17 protein-coding genes are annotated in these 20,503 nt (G+C 58.3%); 10 read left to right on the plus strand and 7 right to left on the minus strand.

Features of this window, described 5'->3' with window-relative positions; translation table 11 throughout:
* The first annotated feature begins 11 nt into the window (after positions 1-11).
* Positions 12-479 (plus strand): DUF1203 domain-containing protein, encoded by a 468-nt coding sequence (locus Q1B46_RS15445; protein ID WP_299949270.1) that lies wholly within the window; start codon positions 12-14, stop codon positions 477-479.
* On the opposite strand, the gene Q1B46_RS15450 is transcribed toward Q1B46_RS15445, so the two are convergent.
* Positions 476-1,468: an ABC transporter ATP-binding protein gene (locus Q1B46_RS15450; protein WP_299949409.1), complete on the minus strand. Its 993-nt coding sequence runs from the start codon at positions 1,466-1,468 to the stop codon at positions 476-478. The genes Q1B46_RS15445 and Q1B46_RS15450 overlap by 4 nt on opposite strands.
* An 87-nt stretch (positions 1,469-1,555) precedes the next feature.
* Here Q1B46_RS15450 and Q1B46_RS15455 point away from each other — a divergent pair, with 87 nt between their 5' ends.
* From Q1B46_RS15455 to polA, 3 genes are all read left to right on the plus strand, one after another.
* Positions 1,556-1,741 carry a zinc-finger domain-containing protein gene (locus Q1B46_RS15455; RefSeq protein ID WP_299661826.1) on the plus strand — a complete coding sequence of 62 codons (186 nt, stop codon included), beginning with the start codon at positions 1,556-1,558 and terminating at the stop codon, positions 1,739-1,741.
* Positions 1,742-1,788: 47 nt separating this feature from the next.
* Entirely contained in the window at positions 1,789-2,451 is a 663-nt protein-coding gene (locus Q1B46_RS15460) for a YrbL family protein (RefSeq protein ID WP_299949271.1), read from the plus strand.
* Between the two features lie 111 nt (positions 2,452-2,562).
* Complete coding sequence (gene polA, locus Q1B46_RS15465; RefSeq protein WP_299949273.1) at positions 2,563-5,364, plus strand: DNA polymerase I; 2,802 nt, start codon at positions 2,563-2,565, stop codon at positions 5,362-5,364.
* Between the two features lie 45 nt (positions 5,365-5,409).
* Here the strand turns inward: polA and Q1B46_RS15470 are convergent, their stop codons facing one another.
* Both Q1B46_RS15470 and Q1B46_RS15475 read right to left on the minus strand, forming a co-directional pair.
* The gene (locus tag Q1B46_RS15470) at positions 5,410-5,640 is read right to left on the minus strand and encodes a DUF2798 domain-containing protein (protein ID WP_299949275.1); all 231 of its coding nucleotides are present in this window, start codon (positions 5,638-5,640) and stop codon (positions 5,410-5,412) included.
* Positions 5,641-5,713: 73 nt separating this feature from the next.
* Complete coding sequence (locus Q1B46_RS15475) at positions 5,714-6,469, minus strand: TIM barrel protein (protein ID WP_299949277.1); 756 nt, start codon at positions 6,467-6,469, stop codon at positions 5,714-5,716.
* A 179-nt stretch (positions 6,470-6,648) separates the two neighbouring features.
* Here Q1B46_RS15475 and Q1B46_RS15480 point away from each other — a divergent pair, with 179 nt between their 5' ends.
* Positions 6,649-7,599: a DMT family transporter gene (locus tag Q1B46_RS15480; protein ID WP_299949279.1), complete on the plus strand. Its 951-nt coding sequence runs from the start codon at positions 6,649-6,651 to the stop codon at positions 7,597-7,599.
* Here the strand turns inward: Q1B46_RS15480 and Q1B46_RS15485 are convergent.
* Entirely contained in the window at positions 7,581-8,159 is a 579-nt protein-coding gene (locus Q1B46_RS15485) for a DUF1285 domain-containing protein (protein WP_299949281.1), read from the minus strand. The two genes, Q1B46_RS15480 and Q1B46_RS15485, sit on opposite strands and share 19 nt — an antisense overlap.
* Before the next feature lie 64 nt (positions 8,160-8,223).
* Here Q1B46_RS15485 and Q1B46_RS15490 point away from each other — a divergent pair, with 64 nt between their 5' ends.
* From Q1B46_RS15490 to Q1B46_RS15510, 5 genes are all read left to right on the plus strand, one after another.
* Positions 8,224-9,231, plus strand: a complete 1,008-nt coding sequence (locus Q1B46_RS15490; RefSeq protein WP_299949283.1) for a MoxR family ATPase — start codon at positions 8,224-8,226, stop codon at positions 9,229-9,231.
* Positions 9,228-10,103, plus strand: coding sequence for a DUF58 domain-containing protein (locus tag Q1B46_RS15495; protein WP_299949285.1), 876 nt, complete (start codon positions 9,228-9,230; stop codon positions 10,101-10,103). Before Q1B46_RS15490 ends, Q1B46_RS15495 begins: the two co-directional genes overlap by 4 nt.
* Positions 10,100-12,862, plus strand: a complete 2,763-nt coding sequence (locus Q1B46_RS15500; RefSeq protein ID WP_299949287.1) for a DUF4159 domain-containing protein — start codon at positions 10,100-10,102, stop codon at positions 12,860-12,862. The genes Q1B46_RS15495 and Q1B46_RS15500 overlap by 4 nt, the downstream gene beginning before the upstream one ends.
* The gene (locus Q1B46_RS15505) at positions 12,859-14,904 is read left to right on the plus strand and encodes a hypothetical protein (RefSeq protein WP_299949289.1); all 2,046 of its coding nucleotides are present in this window, start codon (positions 12,859-12,861) and stop codon (positions 14,902-14,904) included. Before Q1B46_RS15500 ends, Q1B46_RS15505 begins: the two co-directional genes overlap by 4 nt.
* A gap of 64 nt (positions 14,905-14,968) precedes the next feature.
* Positions 14,969-17,182: a response regulator gene (locus Q1B46_RS15510; RefSeq protein WP_299949291.1), complete on the plus strand. Its 2,214-nt coding sequence runs from the start codon at positions 14,969-14,971 to the stop codon at positions 17,180-17,182.
* Between the two features lie 109 nt (positions 17,183-17,291).
* Here Q1B46_RS15510 and yaaA read toward each other — a convergent pair whose 3' ends face one another.
* From yaaA to Q1B46_RS15525, 3 genes are all read right to left on the minus strand, one after another.
* Complete coding sequence (yaaA, locus tag Q1B46_RS15515) at positions 17,292-18,062, minus strand: peroxide stress protein YaaA (protein ID WP_299949294.1); 771 nt, start codon at positions 18,060-18,062, stop codon at positions 17,292-17,294.
* A 33-nt stretch (positions 18,063-18,095) separates the two neighbouring features.
* Entirely contained in the window at positions 18,096-20,135 is a 2,040-nt protein-coding gene (recQ, locus tag Q1B46_RS15520) for a DNA helicase RecQ (RefSeq protein WP_299949296.1), read from the minus strand.
* A 78-nt stretch (positions 20,136-20,213) separates the two neighbouring features.
* Complete coding sequence (locus Q1B46_RS15525) at positions 20,214-20,501, minus strand: YggT family protein (protein WP_170411484.1); 288 nt, start codon at positions 20,499-20,501, stop codon at positions 20,214-20,216.
* Positions 20,502-20,503: the final 2 nt, after the last annotated feature.

Raw genomic sequence — 20,503 nt, forward strand, 5'->3', positions numbered from 1 at the left:
GGAGATATATCATGCACAGAATTTCAGCCCTTCCTACCGAACAGGTTCAGGCGTATCGCGCTGGCGCGCCTGACGGATATGGAAACCCGCCGGAGCGCGCGATTTCCAACGGGGCGGGAAACCCTTGCCGACATTGCCTGACATATATTCCGAAGGGCAAAGATATGCTGGTATTGGCCCACCGCCCTTTTCCGGAAACGCAGCCCTATGCTGAAACCGGTCCTATCTTTCTATGTGCAGAACCGTGCCTGCGTTACGAAGATAGGGATGCATTGCCTGAGGCGCTGAGCGACTCACCCAACTACCTGATCAAAGGATATGGGTCGGACGATCGGATCGTCTATGGAACCGGGATCATTGCCCCGCAGGCGCAGTTGCAGGAGACAGCCGAGAACATATTTGCCCGTTCAGATGTGGCTTATATCCACGTTAGATCAGCCTTGAACAACTGCTATCACGCGCGCATTGATCGCGCCTAAAGCTTGACGCGGTGCATACCCCGGCGCGGTTTGCCGGGGTCGTCAATCATGACGTCGTCAGTTCGGCTTGAGGTCAGCGCGAGGAACACATCCTCAAGATCGGCCTCTTCTGTGCGGACGTCGCGGATACGGATTCCGGCCTGACGCACCGCTTCGAGTACCTGTTCAGCGTTGGTTTGATTGCTGTGATACTGCAGCACAAGATCGCCATTCTCACGTTGAATTGCGGTCACGTTTTCGGCCTCGGGCAGAGCCTGGATAGGAGAATCTGGCACGATCACCATGGTTCGGCTGTCCATGCGGCCCAGCAGATTGGCCGTGCTGTCCTGCGCGATCTTTTCGCCGTGATTGATGATGGCGATCTCGTCGCACATCTCTTGCGCTTCTTCCAAGTAATGCGTGGTCAGGATGATGGTCATGCCCTGTTCATTCAGCTTGCGGACATTGGCCCACAGCATCTGGCGCAGTTCGATGTCGACGCCCGCAGTGGGTTCATCCAGCACCAATATCTTGGGATGGTGCACCAGCGCTTTGGCCAGCAGCAAACGCCGCCGCATCCCACCCGAAAGCGTCCGCGCATAGGCTTCGGCTTTGTCGCTTAGGCCAACGAGGTCGAGGATCTCATCGCTCCGCCGATCTGATTTGGGGACGCCATAAAGTCCGGCCTGAACCTCTAACGCGCCGCGCGGCGAAAAGAACGGATCAAGGTTCAACTCCTGCGGCATCACGCCAATGGCCGCGCGCGATTGGCGCGGGTTTCGATCCTGATCAAAGCCCCAGATCGAGACGCTGCCCGAGGTTTTGACAACCAGACCCGCCAGAATATTGATCAGCGTCGATTTACCGGCGCCGTTCGGACCAAGCAGGCCGAATACCGAGCCCTGCGGCACAACCAGATCGATACCTTTCAGCGCTTGTTTCTCGGGCTGACCCTTGCTGCCGCGATAGGTCTTGCGCAGTGCGTTGATTGTGATTGCCGCATCGGCCATGTGGCCCTTGCCCCCGGATTGCTCATCGCTCATAAACGCACCTAATACATGCCCGCGAGGCCGACAACCAAAGAAGGATCGCCAGCCGTGACACTTGATGCGCCGGAAACCAAGATTGTCGACAAAGCCCGAGTCGCCTGCGATGGCGGCGAGGGCGCGCTGGGTCATCCGCGTGTCTGGCTGCAGATTCCTGAAGACACAGGTTGGGTCGAGTGCCCTTATTGCGATTGTAAATATGTGTTGCGTGATGCGGGCTCAGATCAAGGCAGCTAAAGGCCTTTGAAGCGCGCATTCGGGGCTCTGTTTGGCAGGGGAAGAAGATGCTGTTCACAGCAAAGACAATCGATCTTTCCGAAAACCAGCCAATTGCGAACGGAACCGTGCGCAGTGTCTATGATTTTCCTGGCCAACCTGACCTTCTGATCAAGGTCTTTACCCGGTCCGAAGATCGCGTCTCTCACAGATTTGGTAAGCGTTTGGCGTGGAAATTGTTCCCCGAAGCGCAATATCGCAGCACTCTGAAAGAACTGGAATGTGAGCTTCGCGTATCGCTGAAACTTGGGACGAAGATTGAGCACTCACCCCTGTCCAGAATGTTGGGCGTGGTCCAGACCAGTCGCGGGGCTGGTGTGGTTGTAGAGCGCATTGCTGGCCTTGATGGCGGTCTTGCGCCTAAGCTTTATGAAGTCTACCGCAACGGATTGGACGACCCGGCGTTGGATGCGCTGAATGTTTTTGTCGGGCAGATGTTTGACCATCATATCGTCGCGCGCGACGTCAAAAGCTCAAACATCGTCTATGGGACACGGGGCGCAGGACCGGCCTGTTTTCTGATTGATGGATATGGAGAACGTAACCTCATCCCATTGCGCAGCCTGTCCCGACGCCTGAATGATCGCTCACTGAATAAACAGTTCGCACTGATTGCGGAAAAAGCAGGCTTGACGTGGAATGCGGAGCAACGCGCTTTTTCGACTACCTGAGGTCCGGTTTCGAATATCACCCCAAGGAACCGACCATTTGAATGTTGACCGGCCTCGTCTTTTATTCAGCCCTTCTGTACAACTTGGCGCAACCCAGCGCAGGAGCCCCCTATGACCACGACCCAATTCGGAAAAGGCTGCCATCTGCATCTGATTGACGGATCGGCCTTTATCTTCCGTGCCTATCATGCCCTGCCGCCGTTGACGCGGAAATCGGACGGGTTGCCGATTGGGGCGGTCTCGGGTTTTTGCAACATGCTGCAGAAATATGTCGAAGATAACGCAGGGCCTGATGCACCAACGCATGTGGCGGTGATCTTTGACAAGGGATCGCACACGTTCCGCAACGATCTGTATGACCTGTATAAGGCCAACCGCGAGGCAATGCCCGAGGACCTGCGCCCGCAGATGCCCCTGACCCGCGAAGCGACGCGCGCGTTTAACATCGCCTGCAAAGAGCTTGAGGGGTACGAGGCTGACGACATCATCGCGACCCTTGCGGTTCAGGCGCGTGAGGCCGGTGGCCGAGTGACCATCGTCAGCTCTGACAAGGACCTGATGCAGCTTGTTGGTGGTGGCGTCGAGATGCTTGATGCGATGAAGAACAAGCGCATCGACCGTGACGGGGTGATCGAGAAATTCGGTGTGGGACCAGAACGGGTGGTCGATGTGCAGGCGCTGGCTGGCGACTCGGTTGATAACGTACCGGGGGCTCCGGGGATCGGGGTGAAAACTGCTGCGCTGTTGATCAACGAATATGGTGATCTCGAAACGCTGCTGGACCGCGCAGAAGAGATCAAACAGCCTAAGCGCCGCCAGACACTGATCGAAAAGCGCGATCAAATTGAGCTGTCTAAGAAATTAGTACAGCTGGACGAACAGACGCCGCTGGATTTCACTCTGGATGATTTGGAAGTGAAGGATCCTGATGCCGAAACCCTGCTGGGTTTTCTGGCTGAGATGGAGTTCCGCACGCTGACCAAGCGGATTGCTGACAAGCTGGGGGCTGAAGCCCCGGTCATCGCAGACGCGCCTGCTCCGGTCGATGAACCCGAGGCCGAGGCGATCCCGTTCGACGCGTCGAAATACGAATGCGTGCGCGATGCGGGTGCTTTGCAGAAATGGATCGATCAGGCCTATGAGCGTGGCTGGATCGCTGTGGATACTGAAACCACCGGCCTGAATGAGATGATCGCCGATCTGGTTGGCATTTCGCTGTGTGTTGGGGCGGGTGAAGCCTGCTATATCCCACTGACGCATCGCGAAAGTGCAACCGATGATCTATTCGGATCAGACGCGTTGGCCGAGGGGCAGATGCCGGTGGATGAGGCCTTGACCTTACTGAAACCGATGTTTGAGGACCCGTCGATCCTGAAGATCGGGCAGAACATGAAATACGATGCCAAGATATTCAGACGGTATGGCGTCGATGTTGCACCCATCGATGACACGATGCTGATGTCCTATGCAATGCATGGCGGTGAGCACGGGCATGGTATGGATACGCTGTCTGAACGCTATCTCAGCCATACGCCGATCCCTATCAAACCGCTGTTGGGGTCGGGCAAGTCAGCGATCACTTTTGACAAGGTTCCGATTGACGAGGCAACGGCTTATGCGGCCGAGGATGCAGATATCACGCTGCGCCTGTGGAAACTGTTCAAGCCGCAGCTGCATCAGGTTCAGGTGACGACAGTTTATGAAACGCTAGAACGTCCGCTGGTCCCGGTTCTGAGCGAAATGGAGATGCATGGCATCAAAGTCGACCGCGATGTGCTATCGCGTATGTCCAACGCGTTTGCGCAGAAAATGGCCGGGTTAGAGGCTGACATCCACGAACTGGCGGGGGAGAACTTCAATGTCGGGTCTCCGGCGCAGCTGGGCGAAATCCTGTTCGACAAGATGGGGCTTGAGGGCGGCAAGAAAGGCAAGACCGGGAAATACTCGACAGGTGCTGATATTCTTGAGGATCTTGCCACCGAACATGAATTGCCACGCCGGGTGTTGGACTGGCGGCAGCTGTCCAAGTTAAAATCGACCTACACCGACGCGCTTCAGACCCACATCAACCCGGATACGGGAAGGGTGCATACGTCTTATTCGATCACCGGGGCGAACACCGGGCGATTGGCGTCGACCGATCCAAACCTGCAGAATATACCGGTGCGAACGGAAGAAGGACGACGCATTCGCGAGGCGTTTATTGCAGAGCCGGGGAATGTGTTGGTCAGTTTGGACTATAGCCAGATCGAGCTGCGGATTCTGGCCCATATTGCGGATATTCCGACCCTGAAACAGGCCTTTGCAGATGGCTTGGACATTCACGCCATGACAGCGTCCGAAATGTTCGATGTTCCGCTGGATGAGATGACGCCGGATATCAGGCGGCAGGCCAAGGCGATCAACTTTGGTGTGATTTATGGCATTTCGGGCTTTGGTCTGGCGCGCAATCTGCGCATCCCGCGGGCGGACGCTCAGGGCTTCATCGATCGCTATTTCGAACGCTTCCCCGGCATACGACGCTATATGGACGACACGATCGCTTTCGCGAAAGAAAATGGCTATGTGCAGACACTGTTCGGGCGAAAAATCCATACGCCCGAGATTAATGCGAAGGGACCGCATGCTGGGTTTTCACGCCGTGCAGCGATCAACGCACCGATTCAGGGGACGGCAGCAGATGTGATCCGGCGTGCGATGGTGCGGATGCCAGACGCGATTAACGGTTTGCCCGCCAAGATGCTTCTGCAGGTGCATGATGAGCTGTTGTTCGAGGTGGCCGAGGATGCCGTGGATCAGACCATTTCAGTCGCGCGTGCGGTGATGGAAGGGGCTGCGGACCCAGCGGTGAAGCTGGATATCAAGCTGATCGCGGACGCCGGACAGGGGCCGAACTGGGCCGAAGCGCACTAGGGGTGGCGCTGCTCATCACGCCCTGCGGGCCCTCTTTGCAGCGGGTCAGGCCTGAGGCCTGACCAGGCGCGCGATCAGTCGTTTCACGGACGGTCCCAGCGTCAGGATCACGGTGAAGGCGATGGGCCAGCAGAAGATCCATGAAGCCATCCAATCCCCAAATGTCGAAGGGCCAAGGCCGATGGCCTTCACCGTGGCAATACCGGTGACGATGCAGGACATGAGACCGGACATGATCAGGGCGAACAGGGCATTGGCAAAGCGGGCAGGGATCATGTGCGGCGTCCTTGGCGTGTCGATATCTTCAATTGCGCCATTTCAGCCCGAAAATCCAGTCTTGATGCAGGTGCTATTGCCGCATCCATACCAGCGAATCCTCGGTCCGCCGGGTAGAGGGTGTGTATTCGGCACTGACCCAACCGTCATAGCCGGACTGGTCCATTGTGGTAAAAAGCGCGGGGAAATCCGTCTTGCCCAGACCGGGTTCTGAACGATCCGGAGCGGCCCCGATTTGCGCGTGTACGATACGGGGCAGAAAGCGATGCCAGATCGCCAGCGCGTCGCCATGGATCATCTGCGCATGAAAGCTGTCATATTGCAGGCCGACATTCGGCCGATCGACATGGTCCAGCACCTCAGCGGCCAAATCATAGTCGTTCAGGAAGTAACCGGGTTGCGAAACCTCGTTCAGGGGTTCGATCGTAAATTGCTGATCCGGCGCGGTATCTGCAGCCCATTGTAGGTTTTCGACAAAGCAGGCGAAGGCATCCGGGCCGGAGCTGTATCCTGCCATGACGTGGATAAACCGGGGCCGCAGGATATCGGCATAGCGCAGAACACGGCGGATGTCGGATTGAAACCGGGCCCTACCGCCGGGGACGGCTGCATAACCTGGCGCGCCACCGGTGTAGTTGGGAGGCGGGGCATTGATCAGCACCAGGTCAAGCCCGTTGGCCAATAGCGCCCGGCGGGTTTCTTTGGCTGCCAGATCGTAGGGGAAGAGGATTTCTACAGCGGTGAAACCAGCCTTCGCAGCGGCTTGAAACCGGTCGAGATAGGGCAGCTCGGTAAACAACAGCGAAAGATTGGCGGCAAATCGGGGCATGGGGCATCCGGTCTGTGATTTTGTGAAGACTAGCGATCACGATTGGCGCGGGAAAGAGACTGAAAACGACAGATTGTCGAAAATCTACCAGATTGCGGGCTTCGAATCAGGAACCATCAAGCTCAGGCAGTGTCTCGTTGCGAGCGCTGTATCAACAAGAAGGTCTGATCACGATGGCCATGAGCCACGAACCCGCGTGCGGGACCGCCCTAGCTGTATCTGATGGCCGGCAGGCCACATTTACTGGCAATACGCTGGCGGTGGCTTCGATGTTGACTTGGGCGGCGGGTTTTCCGGCGGCTGAGGTCTTGTTGCAAAGCTGGCCACCAATCTCGCTGTTTGCTGTACGTATCGCCCTTGCAGTGCTGGTCATGGTGCCGATTTGGTTCATTTTGGACGGGCCCGCGCGGGTGCTGGGTGCCCGCTGGAGGCATGCGTTTTTCGTGGGTGGCCTGGGGATCGGAGCGGGGATGTTCCTGATCCTTGTCGCGCAGAAGCTAACCGACCCTGTCACCGTTGTGATCATCGCCTCGTGCGCGCCGTTAATTGCAACTCTGTTGGAATTGGCGGCGGGAACACGGCGATTGCGGTGGAATTTTGCGCTGGGCATTGCGATTTCGATCCTAGGCGGGCTGATCGCGACCAGCGCGGTGGCTCCGGCGCAACTGGGACTTGGCGCGGCTTGCGCTGTGGTGTCGACCGCGCTGTTCTGTTGGGCTAGCATGGCCACGGCGCGCGATTTCCCCGAGCTCAGCCAGTTGGGTCGCAGCACCATCACGCTGGCCGGCGGGCTCTCGACAGCAGCCGTTCTTGTTCCAGTTGCAGGTGTTCTGGGGTTAGAGGTCATGCCCACGCGCCAGGTCGATGCGCCACAAATGGGGATGTTGGTATTTTACGCATTGTTTTCGATGGGCCTGAGCCAGTTTTTCTTCATCGCATCAGTCGGCAAACTGGGCGTCGCCCTGGCCTCGTTCCACATGAACATCACGCCGTTCTATGTGATGATCGTCATGTTGGCGTTGGGAGAGGACTGGAATTGGACCCGCGCACTGGGTGCAGCGCTTGTGGCGCTTGCGGTGGTGCTGGCGCAGGACCGCAAACCCTGGCCAGTTCAGCCATCCAGCGCCTGAGACGCGATCAGAGGGAAGAACTGGCCGTCTGACCACACGCCGAACCAACCATCATGATGGGTGCCGATCTCGACCAATCGGTAGAAGCTCTTGCGATCGATGCGTGCTTCTAGGTTTGTGCGCACCAATATGTATAGCGACGGCTCATCTGTTTCCGAATCAAAGACAATGCGGATTGGATGATCGGGCCCGGCGATGGCTGTATCTTCCACATGTGTCGTGAAGGTCAGGCGCTGCGCGTCGCCTACACCGTCCTGATCGAAATCAACGGCGATAAACGGTGCGTCCTCAACAGTGATTCCCACCTTTTCGACCGGAGTGACCAGAAAGTACTTGCCCTTTTCTTTCTTAAGAATTGAGGAAAATAGCTTCACAAGCTCGAACCGGGTGATGGGGGACCCTAGATAACTCCATGAGCCATCTTTTTTGATCTTGATGTCCAGATCGCCACAAAACGGAGGATTCCATAGGTGAACAGGCGGCAAACCTCGCGTTTTGGTCGCTTTGACTGATTTCGCCAGACCGTCTGGCGAAGGGGTCACGGGTTTTTGTCCGCTCATTGCTTTTGCCATTTCCTCTCAGCGCGATACACTTCAATCATAACAGTCCATGGAAGGGAACCTTATGTCCGAACCTGCCGACCTCGTGTCCGAGATCGAAGCGCTGGAAAACAAGCTGCAAGAGGCCAAATCCTCGATCACCCGCCGCTTTATCGGGCAGGAGAAGGTCGTGGACCTGACCTTGACCGCGCTTTTGTGCGGGGGGCACGCGTTGTTGATCGGCTTGCCGGGGCTGGGCAAAACGCGATTGGTCGAGACGTTGTCGACCGTGATGGGCCTGCATGGTAACCGCATCCAGTTCACGCCTGACCTGATGCCGGCCGATATTCTGGGGTCCGAGGTTCTGGACACCGCCGAAGATGGCAGCCGCCATTTCCGCTTTATTTCCGGCCCGATTTTCTGTGAGCTGCTGATGGCGGATGAGATCAACCGCGCCAGTCCCCGTACTCAGTCGGCTTTGCTGCAGGCGATGCAGGAGCGAACGGTGACAGTTGCGGGTGAAGATCGTGATTTGGGTGTGCCGTTCCACGTGCTGGCGACGCAAAACCCGATTGAGCAAGAGGGCACCTATCCGCTGCCCGAAGCTCAGCTGGACCGTTTTCTGGTACAGGTCGATGTAGAATACCCCGACCGTCAAACCGAACGCGACATCCTTCTGGCCACCACGGGCGTCGAGGAAGCCGAAGCGCATCAGATTTTCACCAAAGATGAATTGCTTGCCGCGCAGGTTCTGCTGCGTCGGATGCCGGTGGGAGATTCGGTAGTCGAGCTGATCCTTGATCTGGTCCGCGCCTTCCGCCCGGATGAAGAAGGCGCGTCCGAGCGGGTGAAGGAAACCGTCGCTTGGGGGCCTGGACCACGGGCGGCGCAGGCGCTGATGATGACCGTGCGCGCCAATGCGATGTTGCAAGGTCGTCTGGCACCGAATGCCGAGGACGTGCTGGAGATGGCGCGCCCGGTACTCAGCCACCGCATGGCGCTGAACTTTGCGGCACGGGCGCGGGGCGACAGCCTGTCTGATCTGATCGAGTCCACGGCCGCCGGTCTTGTCCGCACCGAGGCTGCGGCGTGAACGCCGCCCAGACCCTACGCGAACGATCCGAGGCCGAAGCATCCCGGCTGCCGCCTCTGTTGGCGCGCGCCGAGCAGTTGGCTGGAACCGTGTTGTTGGGTGATCATGGGCGCAGACGCTCGGGTCTGGGGGATGATTTCTGGCAATACCGCCCTGCACAGATCGGTGACAGTCGCCGCATGATCGACCACCGCCGTTCTGCGCGCGGAGACCAGCAATTTGTCCGCGAACGGGAGTGGCAGATTGCGCAGTCGATCATGTTATGGGTCGATCAGGGCGCGTCGATGCGGTTTGCCTCAGACAAGATCCTGCCGACTAAGGCCGACCGTGCCCGCTTGCTAGGGCTGGCAACGGCCATCCTTCTAGTGCGTGGAGGGGAACGTGTTGGTCTGACCGGCACTACCTTGCCACCACGCAGAGGAAATGCACAGATCATACGGTTGGCACAGGCGTGGTCAGAAGATACGCAGACAGATTATGCTCCGCCCGAGCACCGCGCCATGATCCCGCATGCGCGTGCCGTGTTTATTTCAGATTTCCTTGGTCCGTTGGATGAGGTTGAACTGGCCTTGACCAAAGCCGCCGACCGGGGGGTACGCGGTGTGTTGCTGCAGGTTCTGGACCCAAGTGAGGAATCCTTCCCCTATTCCGGACGCACCATCTTTGAAAGTGTCGGTGGCACCGCCCGGCATGAAACACTGAAGGCCGCAGATCTGCGCGATCGCTATCTGAATCGCCTCGCGCAGCGCAAGGATGCGTTGACACAACTCTGCCGCGCGACCGGTTGGCAAATGGGGTTGCACCACACGGACGATAGCGCTCAATCGGCTCTATTGTGGGTCTATCGTGCCTTGGATGGGGGTGCGCAATGACGGTTCTGGCGGGCATCGGCTTTACTGCGCCTTGGGTGCTGTTGGGGCTTTTGACCCTGCCGATCCTTTGGCTGATCCTGCGCGCCGTCCCACCCGCGCCGATCCGTCGTCTGTTCCCTGCCGTTACCTTGCTGCTGGGCCTGAAGGATGACGAAAGCGTCTCGGACCGCACACCGTGGTGGCTGTTGCTGCTCAGGATGCTGGCAGCTGCAGCGATCATTATCGGGCTGGCTGGACCGGTGCTGAACCCCTCGCGTGATGAAACTGGGTCCGGGCCGTTGTTGTTGGTGCTTGATGCCAGCTGGGCGGGCGCGACACGCTGGTCGTCGAAACTGGACCAGATCGACGCACAACTGACCGAGGCTGGGCGTGCCGGTCGCCCCGTATCGATCCTGCGCCTGACCGAGCCCGAGCCCCCTGTGTTCCAAGCCGCCGAGGCGTGGCGTGGGCGCCTGCCGGGTCTGACGCCGATGCCCTGGCAGCCCACCGATACGCAGATCGACCAAACATTGGCAGCGCTAGAGCAGGTAGAGGGCGGGTTTGACACCCATTGGTTCAGTGACCGGCTGTCGTATGACGGGCATGATCGGCTTGTCTCGGCCCTGCAAGGGCGCGGCAATGTGATCGTTTACCAATTCGCCGCACCGGTAACCGCGATCCTGCCAGCCACCTATCAGGACGGCGCAATACAACTCAGTGTATTGCGCGCCAATCCGGGTCCGGCGGAAAGCGTCACGGTTCTGGCGCAAGGGCGTGATCCTGCAGGTGCGATGCGCGTGCTGCACTCCACGCCGATGGAATTTGAAAACGGCTCTATGCAAGAACAAATCGATCTTGCACTGCCTTCGGAACTGCGTGCGCGGATTACCCGGTTCGAGCTTCAGGGCGAACGCTCTGCCGGTGCAGTGACGTTGACGGATGACAGCTTGCGCCGACGCGAGGTGGCGCTGATCGCAGGTACTCTGAACCGCGAAGGGTTGGAGTTGTTGTCGCCGCTACACTACCTGACCCAAGTGCTGATCCCGACCGCCGATTTTGTCGACGGTGGCTTGACCGAAGTATTACCCGCCAACCCCGATGTGATCGTATTGGCGGATGTGGCCAAACTATCTGCTTCAGAACAGGCTGATGTCGTCGAGTGGGTCGAACAAGGTGGTTTGTTGCTGCGTTTCGCCGGTCCCCGCATGGCGGCCAGCGATCTAGGGCGTGATGACGAAGATACGCTGCTGCCGGTTCGCCTGCGCAGCGGCGGCCGCTCGGTTGGCGGCGCCATGAGTTGGGGTGAGGCAAAGGGGCTTGCGCCCTTCGCTGAAAACTCGCCGTTTTATGGGTTAGAGATCCCCGAGGACGTGTCTGTGACCACTCAAGTCATGGCGCAACCAGACCCTAATCTGGCGGATCGGGTGATTGCTTCGCTTTCTGACGGCACACCCTTGGTGACCCGCAAACCTCTGGGGCTGGGGCAGGTGGTGTTGTTCCATGTGACGGCAGATGCTGAATGGTCCAGCCTGCCACTGTCCGGGCTGTTTGTAGAGATGTTGGACCGGCTGGCCGTCGCGTCAGCGGCCAAATCGCGGCAAGAAGAACAGATGCAGGGCACCGTGTGGGAACCGGTCCAGATACTGGACGGCTTCGGTACATTGACCGATGCGGGAACGCTGGCGGGGGTTGACGGGGTCGAACTGGTTTCGGGCCAGATTGGACCAGACCTGCGCCCTGGGCTCTACGAGAGTGGCAAGCAGAAACTCGCACGCAATGTGTTGGCCGAGGATGCGCTGCTGTCGCCGGTAATCTGGCCTGCCGATGTCCCCATCCGCGGGCAGGAGATCACGACAGAGACGCCGCTTGCGGGCGTGTTGCTGAGCCTCGCGCTCGTGTTACTGACGATCGACGTTATCGTGTCGCTGGCCCTCTCAGGGCGTTTGGGTCTGGCGCGCGCAGCGGCAGTGGCGCTGGGCGCGCTGCTGATTGCACCGGATGCACAGGCGCAGACGCCGGGTGATACCGATTTCGCGCTGAGTGCAACACATGAACTGGTTTTGGCCCATGTGCTGACAGGGGATTCTCAGGTCGACAGTATCGCGTTGGCAGGGCTGCGCGGGCTTGTGCAGACGCTGCATTTCCGTACTTCGGTCGAACCTGCCGATCCGGTTGGTGTTGATCTGGAGCGGGATGAACTTGCATTCTTCCCACTGCTCTATTGGCCGATTACACCCGATCAGCCGCAGCCATCAGCGGGGGCTTATGCCAAGCTCAACGCTTATCTACGGTCAGGCGGCATGATCCTATTCGATACGCGTGACGCCGATATCGCCGGCTTCGGGGCGTCCAGCCCCAATGGGCGCAAGCTACAACAGTTGGCGGCTCCTCTGAATATCCCTTCGTTAGAGCCTGTTCCACGAGATCACGTCCTGACCCGTGCCTTCTATCTGTTGCAGGATTTCCCCGGACGCTATTCGGGTACCGAGGTTTGGGTCGAGGCCGCGCCGCCGGACGCCGAGCAGATTGAGGGGATGCCGTTCCGAAACCTCAACGACAACGTGACCCCGGTGGTAATCGGTGGCAACGACTGGGCCGGAGCCTGGGCTGTGGACCGCAACGGGCAGGCCCTGTTACCGGTCGGACGAGGTTACGCCGGGGAACGACAGCGTGAGCTTGCTCATCGTTTTGGAGTCAATCTGGTGATGCATGTGCTGACCGGGAATTACAAATCCGATCAGGTTCACGTGCCCGCCCTTCTGGACAGGTTGGGACAATGACCGGAACTGTCATCTTTGACCCGCTGATCCCGTGGCCTATTCTGACCTTTGTGGCAATGGTCGCCCTGTCGGGCGTTATTCTGGCCCTCTGGCGCGGCCTATCGGGTTGGGCTTTGCGCGGGTTGGCGGGCTTGATCATCCTCGCGGCACTCAGCGGCCCAGTCTATCAGGCCGAGGACCGTGCGCCGCTAACCGATATCGTGTTGATGATCGAGGATGAAAGCGCCAGCCAAACCCTATCGGATCGCTCCGAACAAACGACACAGACGGCCAACGCCCTCGCAACTGAGATTGAAGCCCGCGACAATACCGAGCTGCGCCGGATCAGGGTCGGCGATAGCGAAGGGGACGAAGGCACGCAGGTCATGGCTGCTTTGAACGCCGCGCTCGCCGAAGAACCCCGCGCGCGGATCGCTGGAATTCTGGTTGTTTCAGACGGTATCGTCCATGACGCGGATCAAGCACCCGATTTGCCTGCTCCGATGCATTTGCTGCGGACCGGGCGCAAGGATGATTGGGATCGTCGCCTGATTGTGCGCAATGCCCCCGCCTTTGCCATTATCGGTGAGCCTGTGACCCTCACGCTGCGTGTCGAAGATACCGGCGCTGCGCCTATCGGTGCCGCAAGCGCGCCGCTTGAGATATCTGTGGATGGGGCCGAACCCGAGCAATTCACCATTCCAATCGGTCTGGACGTCGAGTTGCCAATCACTCTGCCGCATGGTGGGCGGAACGTCATCCAATTCACTGTGCCCGAGGCTGAAGGCGAACTGACCGATCGCAACAACACCGCTCTGATCCAGATGAACGGCGTGCGCGATCGCCTGCGTGTTCTGCTGGTATCGGGTGAGCCGCATCCGGGCGGGCGCACTTGGCGCAACCTGCTGAAATCCGACAGTTCCGTGGATCTGGTTCATTTCACCATTCTGCGGCCACCGGAAAAGCAGGATGGCGTACCGGTTGATGAGCTTTCGCTGATCGCCTTTCCCACGCGCGAGCTGTTTCTCGAAAAGATCAACGATTTCGATCTGATCATCTTCGACCGCTATAAGCGGCGTGGGATATTGCCTGCAATTTATCTGGACAATGTCGGTGACTATATCGTCAACGGTGGCGCCGTACTGGTCGCAGCTGGCCCTGATTTTGCGACAGCCGACAGCCTGTTCCGGTCTCCGCTTGGTCCTGTTTTGCCCGCAAAACCCAGCGCGCGTGTGTATGAGGAACGATTCGTCCCCATGGTCACGGATTTGGGGCAACGCCACCCGGTGACCACCAATCTGGGTGACGCTGAAACATGGGGCGCCTGGTTGCGTCAGATTGATGTGAGCCAGCTGTCCGGTGATCTGTTGATGACGGGCGTGGATGATCGCCCACTGCTGGTGTTGGACCGTGTGGGTGAGGGCCGTGTGGCCCTGATGGCCTCTGATCACGCCTGGCTCTGGAGCCGAGGATTTGAAGGGGGCGGCCCGCAATTGGAGCTGCTACGCAGGCTTGCGCACTGGATGATGAATGAACCCGAGCTTGAGGAAGAGGCGCTATGGGCCGAGGCGAACGGCCAGTCCATGCGGATTATCCGACAAACTCTGGAAAATGAGGTTGGACCCGTGACCGTAACCCGCCCCAACGGTGACACCTTGGACATCACGCTGAACCAAGTCTCACCCGGCCGGTTCGAGGCGCAGTATTTCGGCCCTGAGATTGGCCTTTATCGTCTGGAAGAGGGTGCGCATTCTGCAGTGATTGGTTTGGGTCCCGCCGCGCCCAAGGAATTCGAACGCACCATCGCGACCGATGAGATACTCAGCCCGGTTCTGGCCAGCCTGCGCGGTGGAACGATCCAGGTCGAAGATGGTTTGCCCGCGATCCGCGATGTCCGGGTTGGTCGCCCAGCGGCGGGTCGGGGCTGGATCGGCCTGACCCCACGCGAGGCTTATGAAACCCGCGACGTCACGCAGGCGGGATTGCTTCCGCCTTGGTTGGTTTTGCTGCTTGCCGGTGGTTTCCTGCTGGGTGGTTGGTTGCGCGAAGGTCGGCGCTCGTAAGACTTAAGCACTTTTTCATGCTCTCCCTTGATGCTCTGCGCTGAGTATTGCGGGAAAACTGGTCATGAGTCTTGCAGAAAAACTGGCACAGGAGCGTCGGGCACGTCTGGCGGCTGAGCGTCTTTTGCACCTGAAACAAGCCGAACTGTCCGCGGCCAACCGCAAACTGGGGCGCCATGCCATCGCCCTGACGCGTCAGATCGACGAAACTCAGGCTGAGGTTGCGACGATTCGCGACGAGAACGAAAAGGTCAAATCCGATCTCACGGTGGCCCATGCCAAGATCGAAGTGGCCGAACGCCGATTGTGGCACTCGATCCAGACTATCCCTGACGGGTTTGCCTTTTTCGACTGCAACAATACGCTGATCGGTGCCAACGCTGCCTATCTCAGCGTTTTTGATGGGCTGGAAGAAGTTGCGCCGGGCATTACCTATCCCCGTATCCTTGAGATTCTGACCCATGAAGGGATCGTGGATATCGGCACGGAACAGGCCGAGGACTGGCAGGCACGTTTACTTGCACGCTGGGATCAACCATATCCCGAGCCCGAAGTGATTCAGCTGTGGAATGGCCAGTATATCCGGCTGATTGATCAACGCGGTCATGGCGGTGATGTGTTGAGCCTTGCGTTGAACATTACCGCCTCGGTCCGGCATGAAGCTGAATTGAACGCGGCCCGCGAACGGGCCGAGGCCGCCAACCGCGCCAAATCCGCCTTTCTGGCGAATATGAGCCACGAGATTCGCACGCCGATGAATGGCATCGTTGGAATGACCGAACTGCTGACCGAAACCCCATTGAATGAAGAGCAGCGGCTCTATCTCAATACGATTCGCAACTCGGGTGAGGCGCTGCTTGTCATCATCAATGATGTTCTGGACTACTCAAAAATCGAAGCTGATCGGCTGTCTCTGCATCCCGAGAAATTCGATCTGGAGCGTTGCATTCTAGAAGTCGCCATGTTGCTTCAGCCCAGTGTTCGGGACAAAGGGCTAAATCTATTGGTCGATTACGACCTGTTTCTGCCGACACTTTTTGTGGGTGACCCTGGGCGCATTCGTCAGATTCTGACCAATCTTGTGGGCAATGCCGTCAAATTCACCACCGAAGGCCATGTCCTGATCCGTGTCACCGGCGTACCCGACGCCGGGGCGCAGAGATGTGATATCCATATCGCGATCGAGGACACGGGCATCGGTATCGAAGCAGATAAAGTGACGCATATCTTTGGTGAATTCAATCAGGTCGAAGATGCACAGAACCGCCAGTTCGAAGGTACCGGGCTGGGATTGGCGATTACCAAACGCCTGATCAGCATGATGGGTGGGAATGTCTGGGTTGAAAGCGAAGCGGGCCGGGGTTCGTGTTTCGGATTTCGTATATCTCTGCCCACTGCAGAGGGTCCACAACCTGCCCCGCCCGATCTTGCCGGTCGGTTGCGCCACGTGCTGGTGGTCGAGGATCTGGCCGTGAACCGTGCGATCCTGACCAAGCAATTGGATCGGCTTGGGTCACGTGTTTCAGCATGCGCGACTGGGACCGAGGCGCTGTCGCTTATTGATGGTTCAGTTGATCTGATCCTATGCGATCATGATCTTCCGGACATGGATGGGCTGGAGCTTGCGACGACCTTTCGTGACAAGGGGTGGAAAGATTTGCCGATTGTCGTGATGTCAGCCAACCCAGCTACGATACGTGTCGATCCCGCCCACCATCTGATCGAAGGCGTGTTACAAAAACCTATTCCGCGGGCCGAGCTGTTTTCCCGCTTACTGGCCCTTGGTGAGCCAGTATTCAAGCAGAGCCGCAGCGAAGAACACGAAGCCATTGTGGACCACCAACCAATACCCCAGCAGGATCAGCGGCAAATGCGTGTCTTGGCCGCAGAAGATAACCGAACCAACCAGTTGATCCTGAAAAAGATGACAAAGGATCTGAGCATTGATCTGCGTTTTGTCTCAAACGGGTTGGAGGCGGTTGAAGCCTTTACAAGTTTTGATCCCGACCTGATCTTCATGGATATTTCAATGCCGAAGATGGACGGCAAAGAAGCAACCGGAGAAATTCGACGCCGTGAGATCGGAACCGGTCGCCGGGTGCCGATCGTGGCACTGACAGCGCATGCCATGGCCGGAGACGATCAGGGCATCCTCGATGCGGGGCTCGATCACTACATGACGAAACCGCTGCATAAGCAGCTGATTCAGCAAATGATCCTAAAGCACTGCCCCGACGGCGCTTGCCCGGTCGATGAAAGCACTGAACCCGCAAGCTGATATGAAATCTCATCCAAAGACGGTTCCGTCATCTGGTTAAGATACCCTGGCGAGCGCACGAGGTTAGCCCCTGATCTATTCTTACGGTGAGGCAAGCCCAAAAAACCATTTAGGTGCTATAGGGACGCACAAACACGGGTCTGTCCTCTTCCGACAATTCTGCGCGGTACTCGTATCCGCCTGTGTCGAAATCCAGAAGGCCATTGGGATCGGTCAGCCGATGCTGGATCACATACCGCGCCATTGCGCCGCGTGCTTTCTTTGCGAAGAAACTGACGATCTTGGGGGTGCCACCCTTGTCTTCCATGAAGACCGGCGTAATGACGCGCAATTTCAGCGCCTTCAGATCGACCGCGCCAAAATACTCTTGGCTCGCGCAGTTCACCAGAACACCGGTTTCTATCTGACCCGCTTGCGCATTCAAGGCTTTGCTCAATTGATCGCGCCAGTATTCATACAAGTTCCTGCCGCGGCGGGTTTTCAGCTTGCTTCCCATCTCAAGGCGATAAGCCTGAATTGCGTCCAGCGGTCGCAAAACACCATAAAGACCCGACAATATACGCAAGTGATCCTGCGCCCAGTCCATTTCCTGGGCATCCAGCGATGCGGCTTCCAGCCCTTGATAGGTGTCACCCGCAAAAGCAAGCGCTGCAGGGCGGGTGGCATCCGCATCTGGCGCACCAGAAAAGATCCGGTATCGGTCCCTGTTCAGACGTGCCAGGTCGTCGCTTAGGTCCATCAGCTTTTTCAAGTCGCCCAAGGTCAGGTTCCGCGCGGTCTTTGAAAGCCGGATCGCGTCATCCTGAAAGTCGGGCTGCGTGACCTCGACATCGCGCTCGCTCCAGTCCAACCGCTTGGCCGGGGAAATCACTACCAGCATATCCGCCCTCGTTTCTTGCCTGTCTTGCGGTATCTAGCCCGCCTGACGCAACACGTCCAGAAAAGCGGCACCAAACCTTTCGTGACGACGATCACCCAACACTTGCTCTATGCCGCGCGGGTCATCGGCGCGCATCTGAGCGACCTTGGCCAATTGCGAGGCCGAGCAGGTCAGCGGTTTGTCGATCCCCTCTGGCCCGCGCGCCAGATCGTTTTGCGCGGCCAGCAATCGATCGTAGATCTCGCCCTGATCTCGCCCTGCCAATTTGCGGCGCGCCGGATGAACAGGAGCGATTTCGCCCGCGACAACCTCTAGGAAAGTATCGCCGTATCGTTCCAGCTTTTTTGCCCCCACACCACCAATTCGGGCCATCTCGTCCAGTGTTCCGGGGCGTTTTTCGGCCATTTCAATCAGAGTGCGGTCGGGGAAAATCACATACGCAGGCACCCGCGCGGATTCTGCCAAGGTGCGGCGCTTGGCCTTGAGTGCCGAGAGCAGCGGTGCGTCTTCTTCGGCCACCATCGCCTTGACGGCTGGGCGACGGTTTGCTGTGCGGATCGTGTCCTTGCGCAAGTCGATCTGTGCCTCGCCCTTCAGAATAGGCTTGGCCGCTTCGGTCATGCGCAATGCGCCGTGACGTTCGGGATCGGGGCGGATCAGATCGCGACCCATCATTTGCCGGAAAATCGCCTGCCACTGTGAGCGGGACCATTCTTTGCCGATACCATAGGTAGACAGGGCATCATGGCGACGGGCGCGAATCTTGTCAGTCTCAATGGCCAGCAGAATGTCGATCAGATGGCCGGCACCGAACCATTCCTCGGTTCGCAGGATCGCGGACAGGGCCATGCGGACAGGGGTGGTGCCGTCGAATATCTCGGGCGGGGTATCACACAGATCGCATTTGCCACAGGTTCCTGTCTGTTCACCGAAATACCCAAGCAGAGTCTGGCGACGGCAAACCAAAGCCTCTGCCAGTCCGAGCAGGGCATTTAGCCGCGCGTGATCGGCCATGCGCCGTTCGGACGGAGCCAGCCCCTCGTCGATTTGTGAGCGGCGCAGGCGAATGTCGTCAGGGCCAAACAAGGTCAAGGTTTCGGCTGGGGCGCCATCGCGGCCCGCGCGCCCAATTTCCTGATAATATGCCTCGATCGATTTGGGCAGGTCCGAATGAGCGACCCAGCGGATATCCGGCTTGTCGATGCCCATGCCAAAGGCGACGGTGGCGACGACGATCAGCCCATCTTCGCGGGCGAAACGAGTCTCGACAATGCGGCGATCCTCGGCCTCCATGCCACCGTGATAATGGCAGGCGGAATGCCCTTCGGTGCGCAGGGCCTGTGCCAGCACTTCGGTCTTGTTGCGGGTACCACAATAGACGATGCCGGATTGCCCTTTGCGGGCAGCAGCGAAGTCGAGGATCTGCTTGCGTGGCCCATCCTTGGCAGCAAAGGCCAGATGGATGTTGGGTCGATCGAATCCGTGCAAGAATCTGCGAGGTTCAGAGCCGTCGAACAGTTTTTCAACGATCTCATCCTGCGTCTCTGCATCCGCTGTGGCGGTGAAGGCGGCCAGTGGCACCTTGAGGGCGCGACGAAGTTCTCCGATCCGCAGATAATCGGGACGGAAATCATGGCCCCATTGGCTGACGCAATGGGCTTCGTCCACGGCGATCAGGCTGACGTTGATCCGACGTAGCATGCCCAAAGCCGACCCGGCGGCCAGACGCTCGGGTGCCATGTAAAGCAGTTTCAGTCGCCCGGCTTCCAGCGCCTCCCACACTGCATCGGTTTCTTCGGGCGTGTTGCCGGATGTAAGTGCCCCGGCCTCAACACCGGCTTCCTGCAAGCCGCGAACCTGATCGCGCATCAGGGCGATAAGGGGTGAAATCACCACCGTCACCCCATCGCGCAACAGTGCAGGCAGTTGAAAACATAAGGACTTACCGCCACCTGTCGGCATGATGGCCAGCACATTCTCACCTGCGGTCACAGCGTCGACAATTTCCTCCTGCCCGGGGCGGAAGTCGTCGAATCCAAAGACGTCTCGCAACAAGGGTGCGGAGTCGAACATGCCGGGGATCGCCCTGTATTATGGTTTATCTGCTCTTAAGACAGGACCATCACATACTAAGATTCGGTGAACAAGTGGTCAGACGAAATACACCGCATTGTTGATCAGAATGATCCGCAGCGCATAGACCGCGATCAGCACCACCAGAGGCGTCAGATCCAGCCCACCCATATTGGGCAGGATGCGGCGGATCGGGCCGTAAATAGGCTCTAATATACGGTTAAGCCCGTACCAGATCTGTGCCACCAGTTGCTGGTGAAGGTTCAGCACCTGGAAGTTGATCAGCCAGCTCATGATCACATGGGCGAGGATGATGAACCAGACGATGTCCAGGATCAGCAGCAGGATTTGGATCAGTGACAGCATGG

Origin of the sequence: uncultured Ruegeria sp. (assembly GCF_947500045.1) — a bacterium.
Taxonomy (GTDB): Bacteria; Pseudomonadota; Alphaproteobacteria; order Rhodobacterales; family Rhodobacteraceae; genus Ruegeria.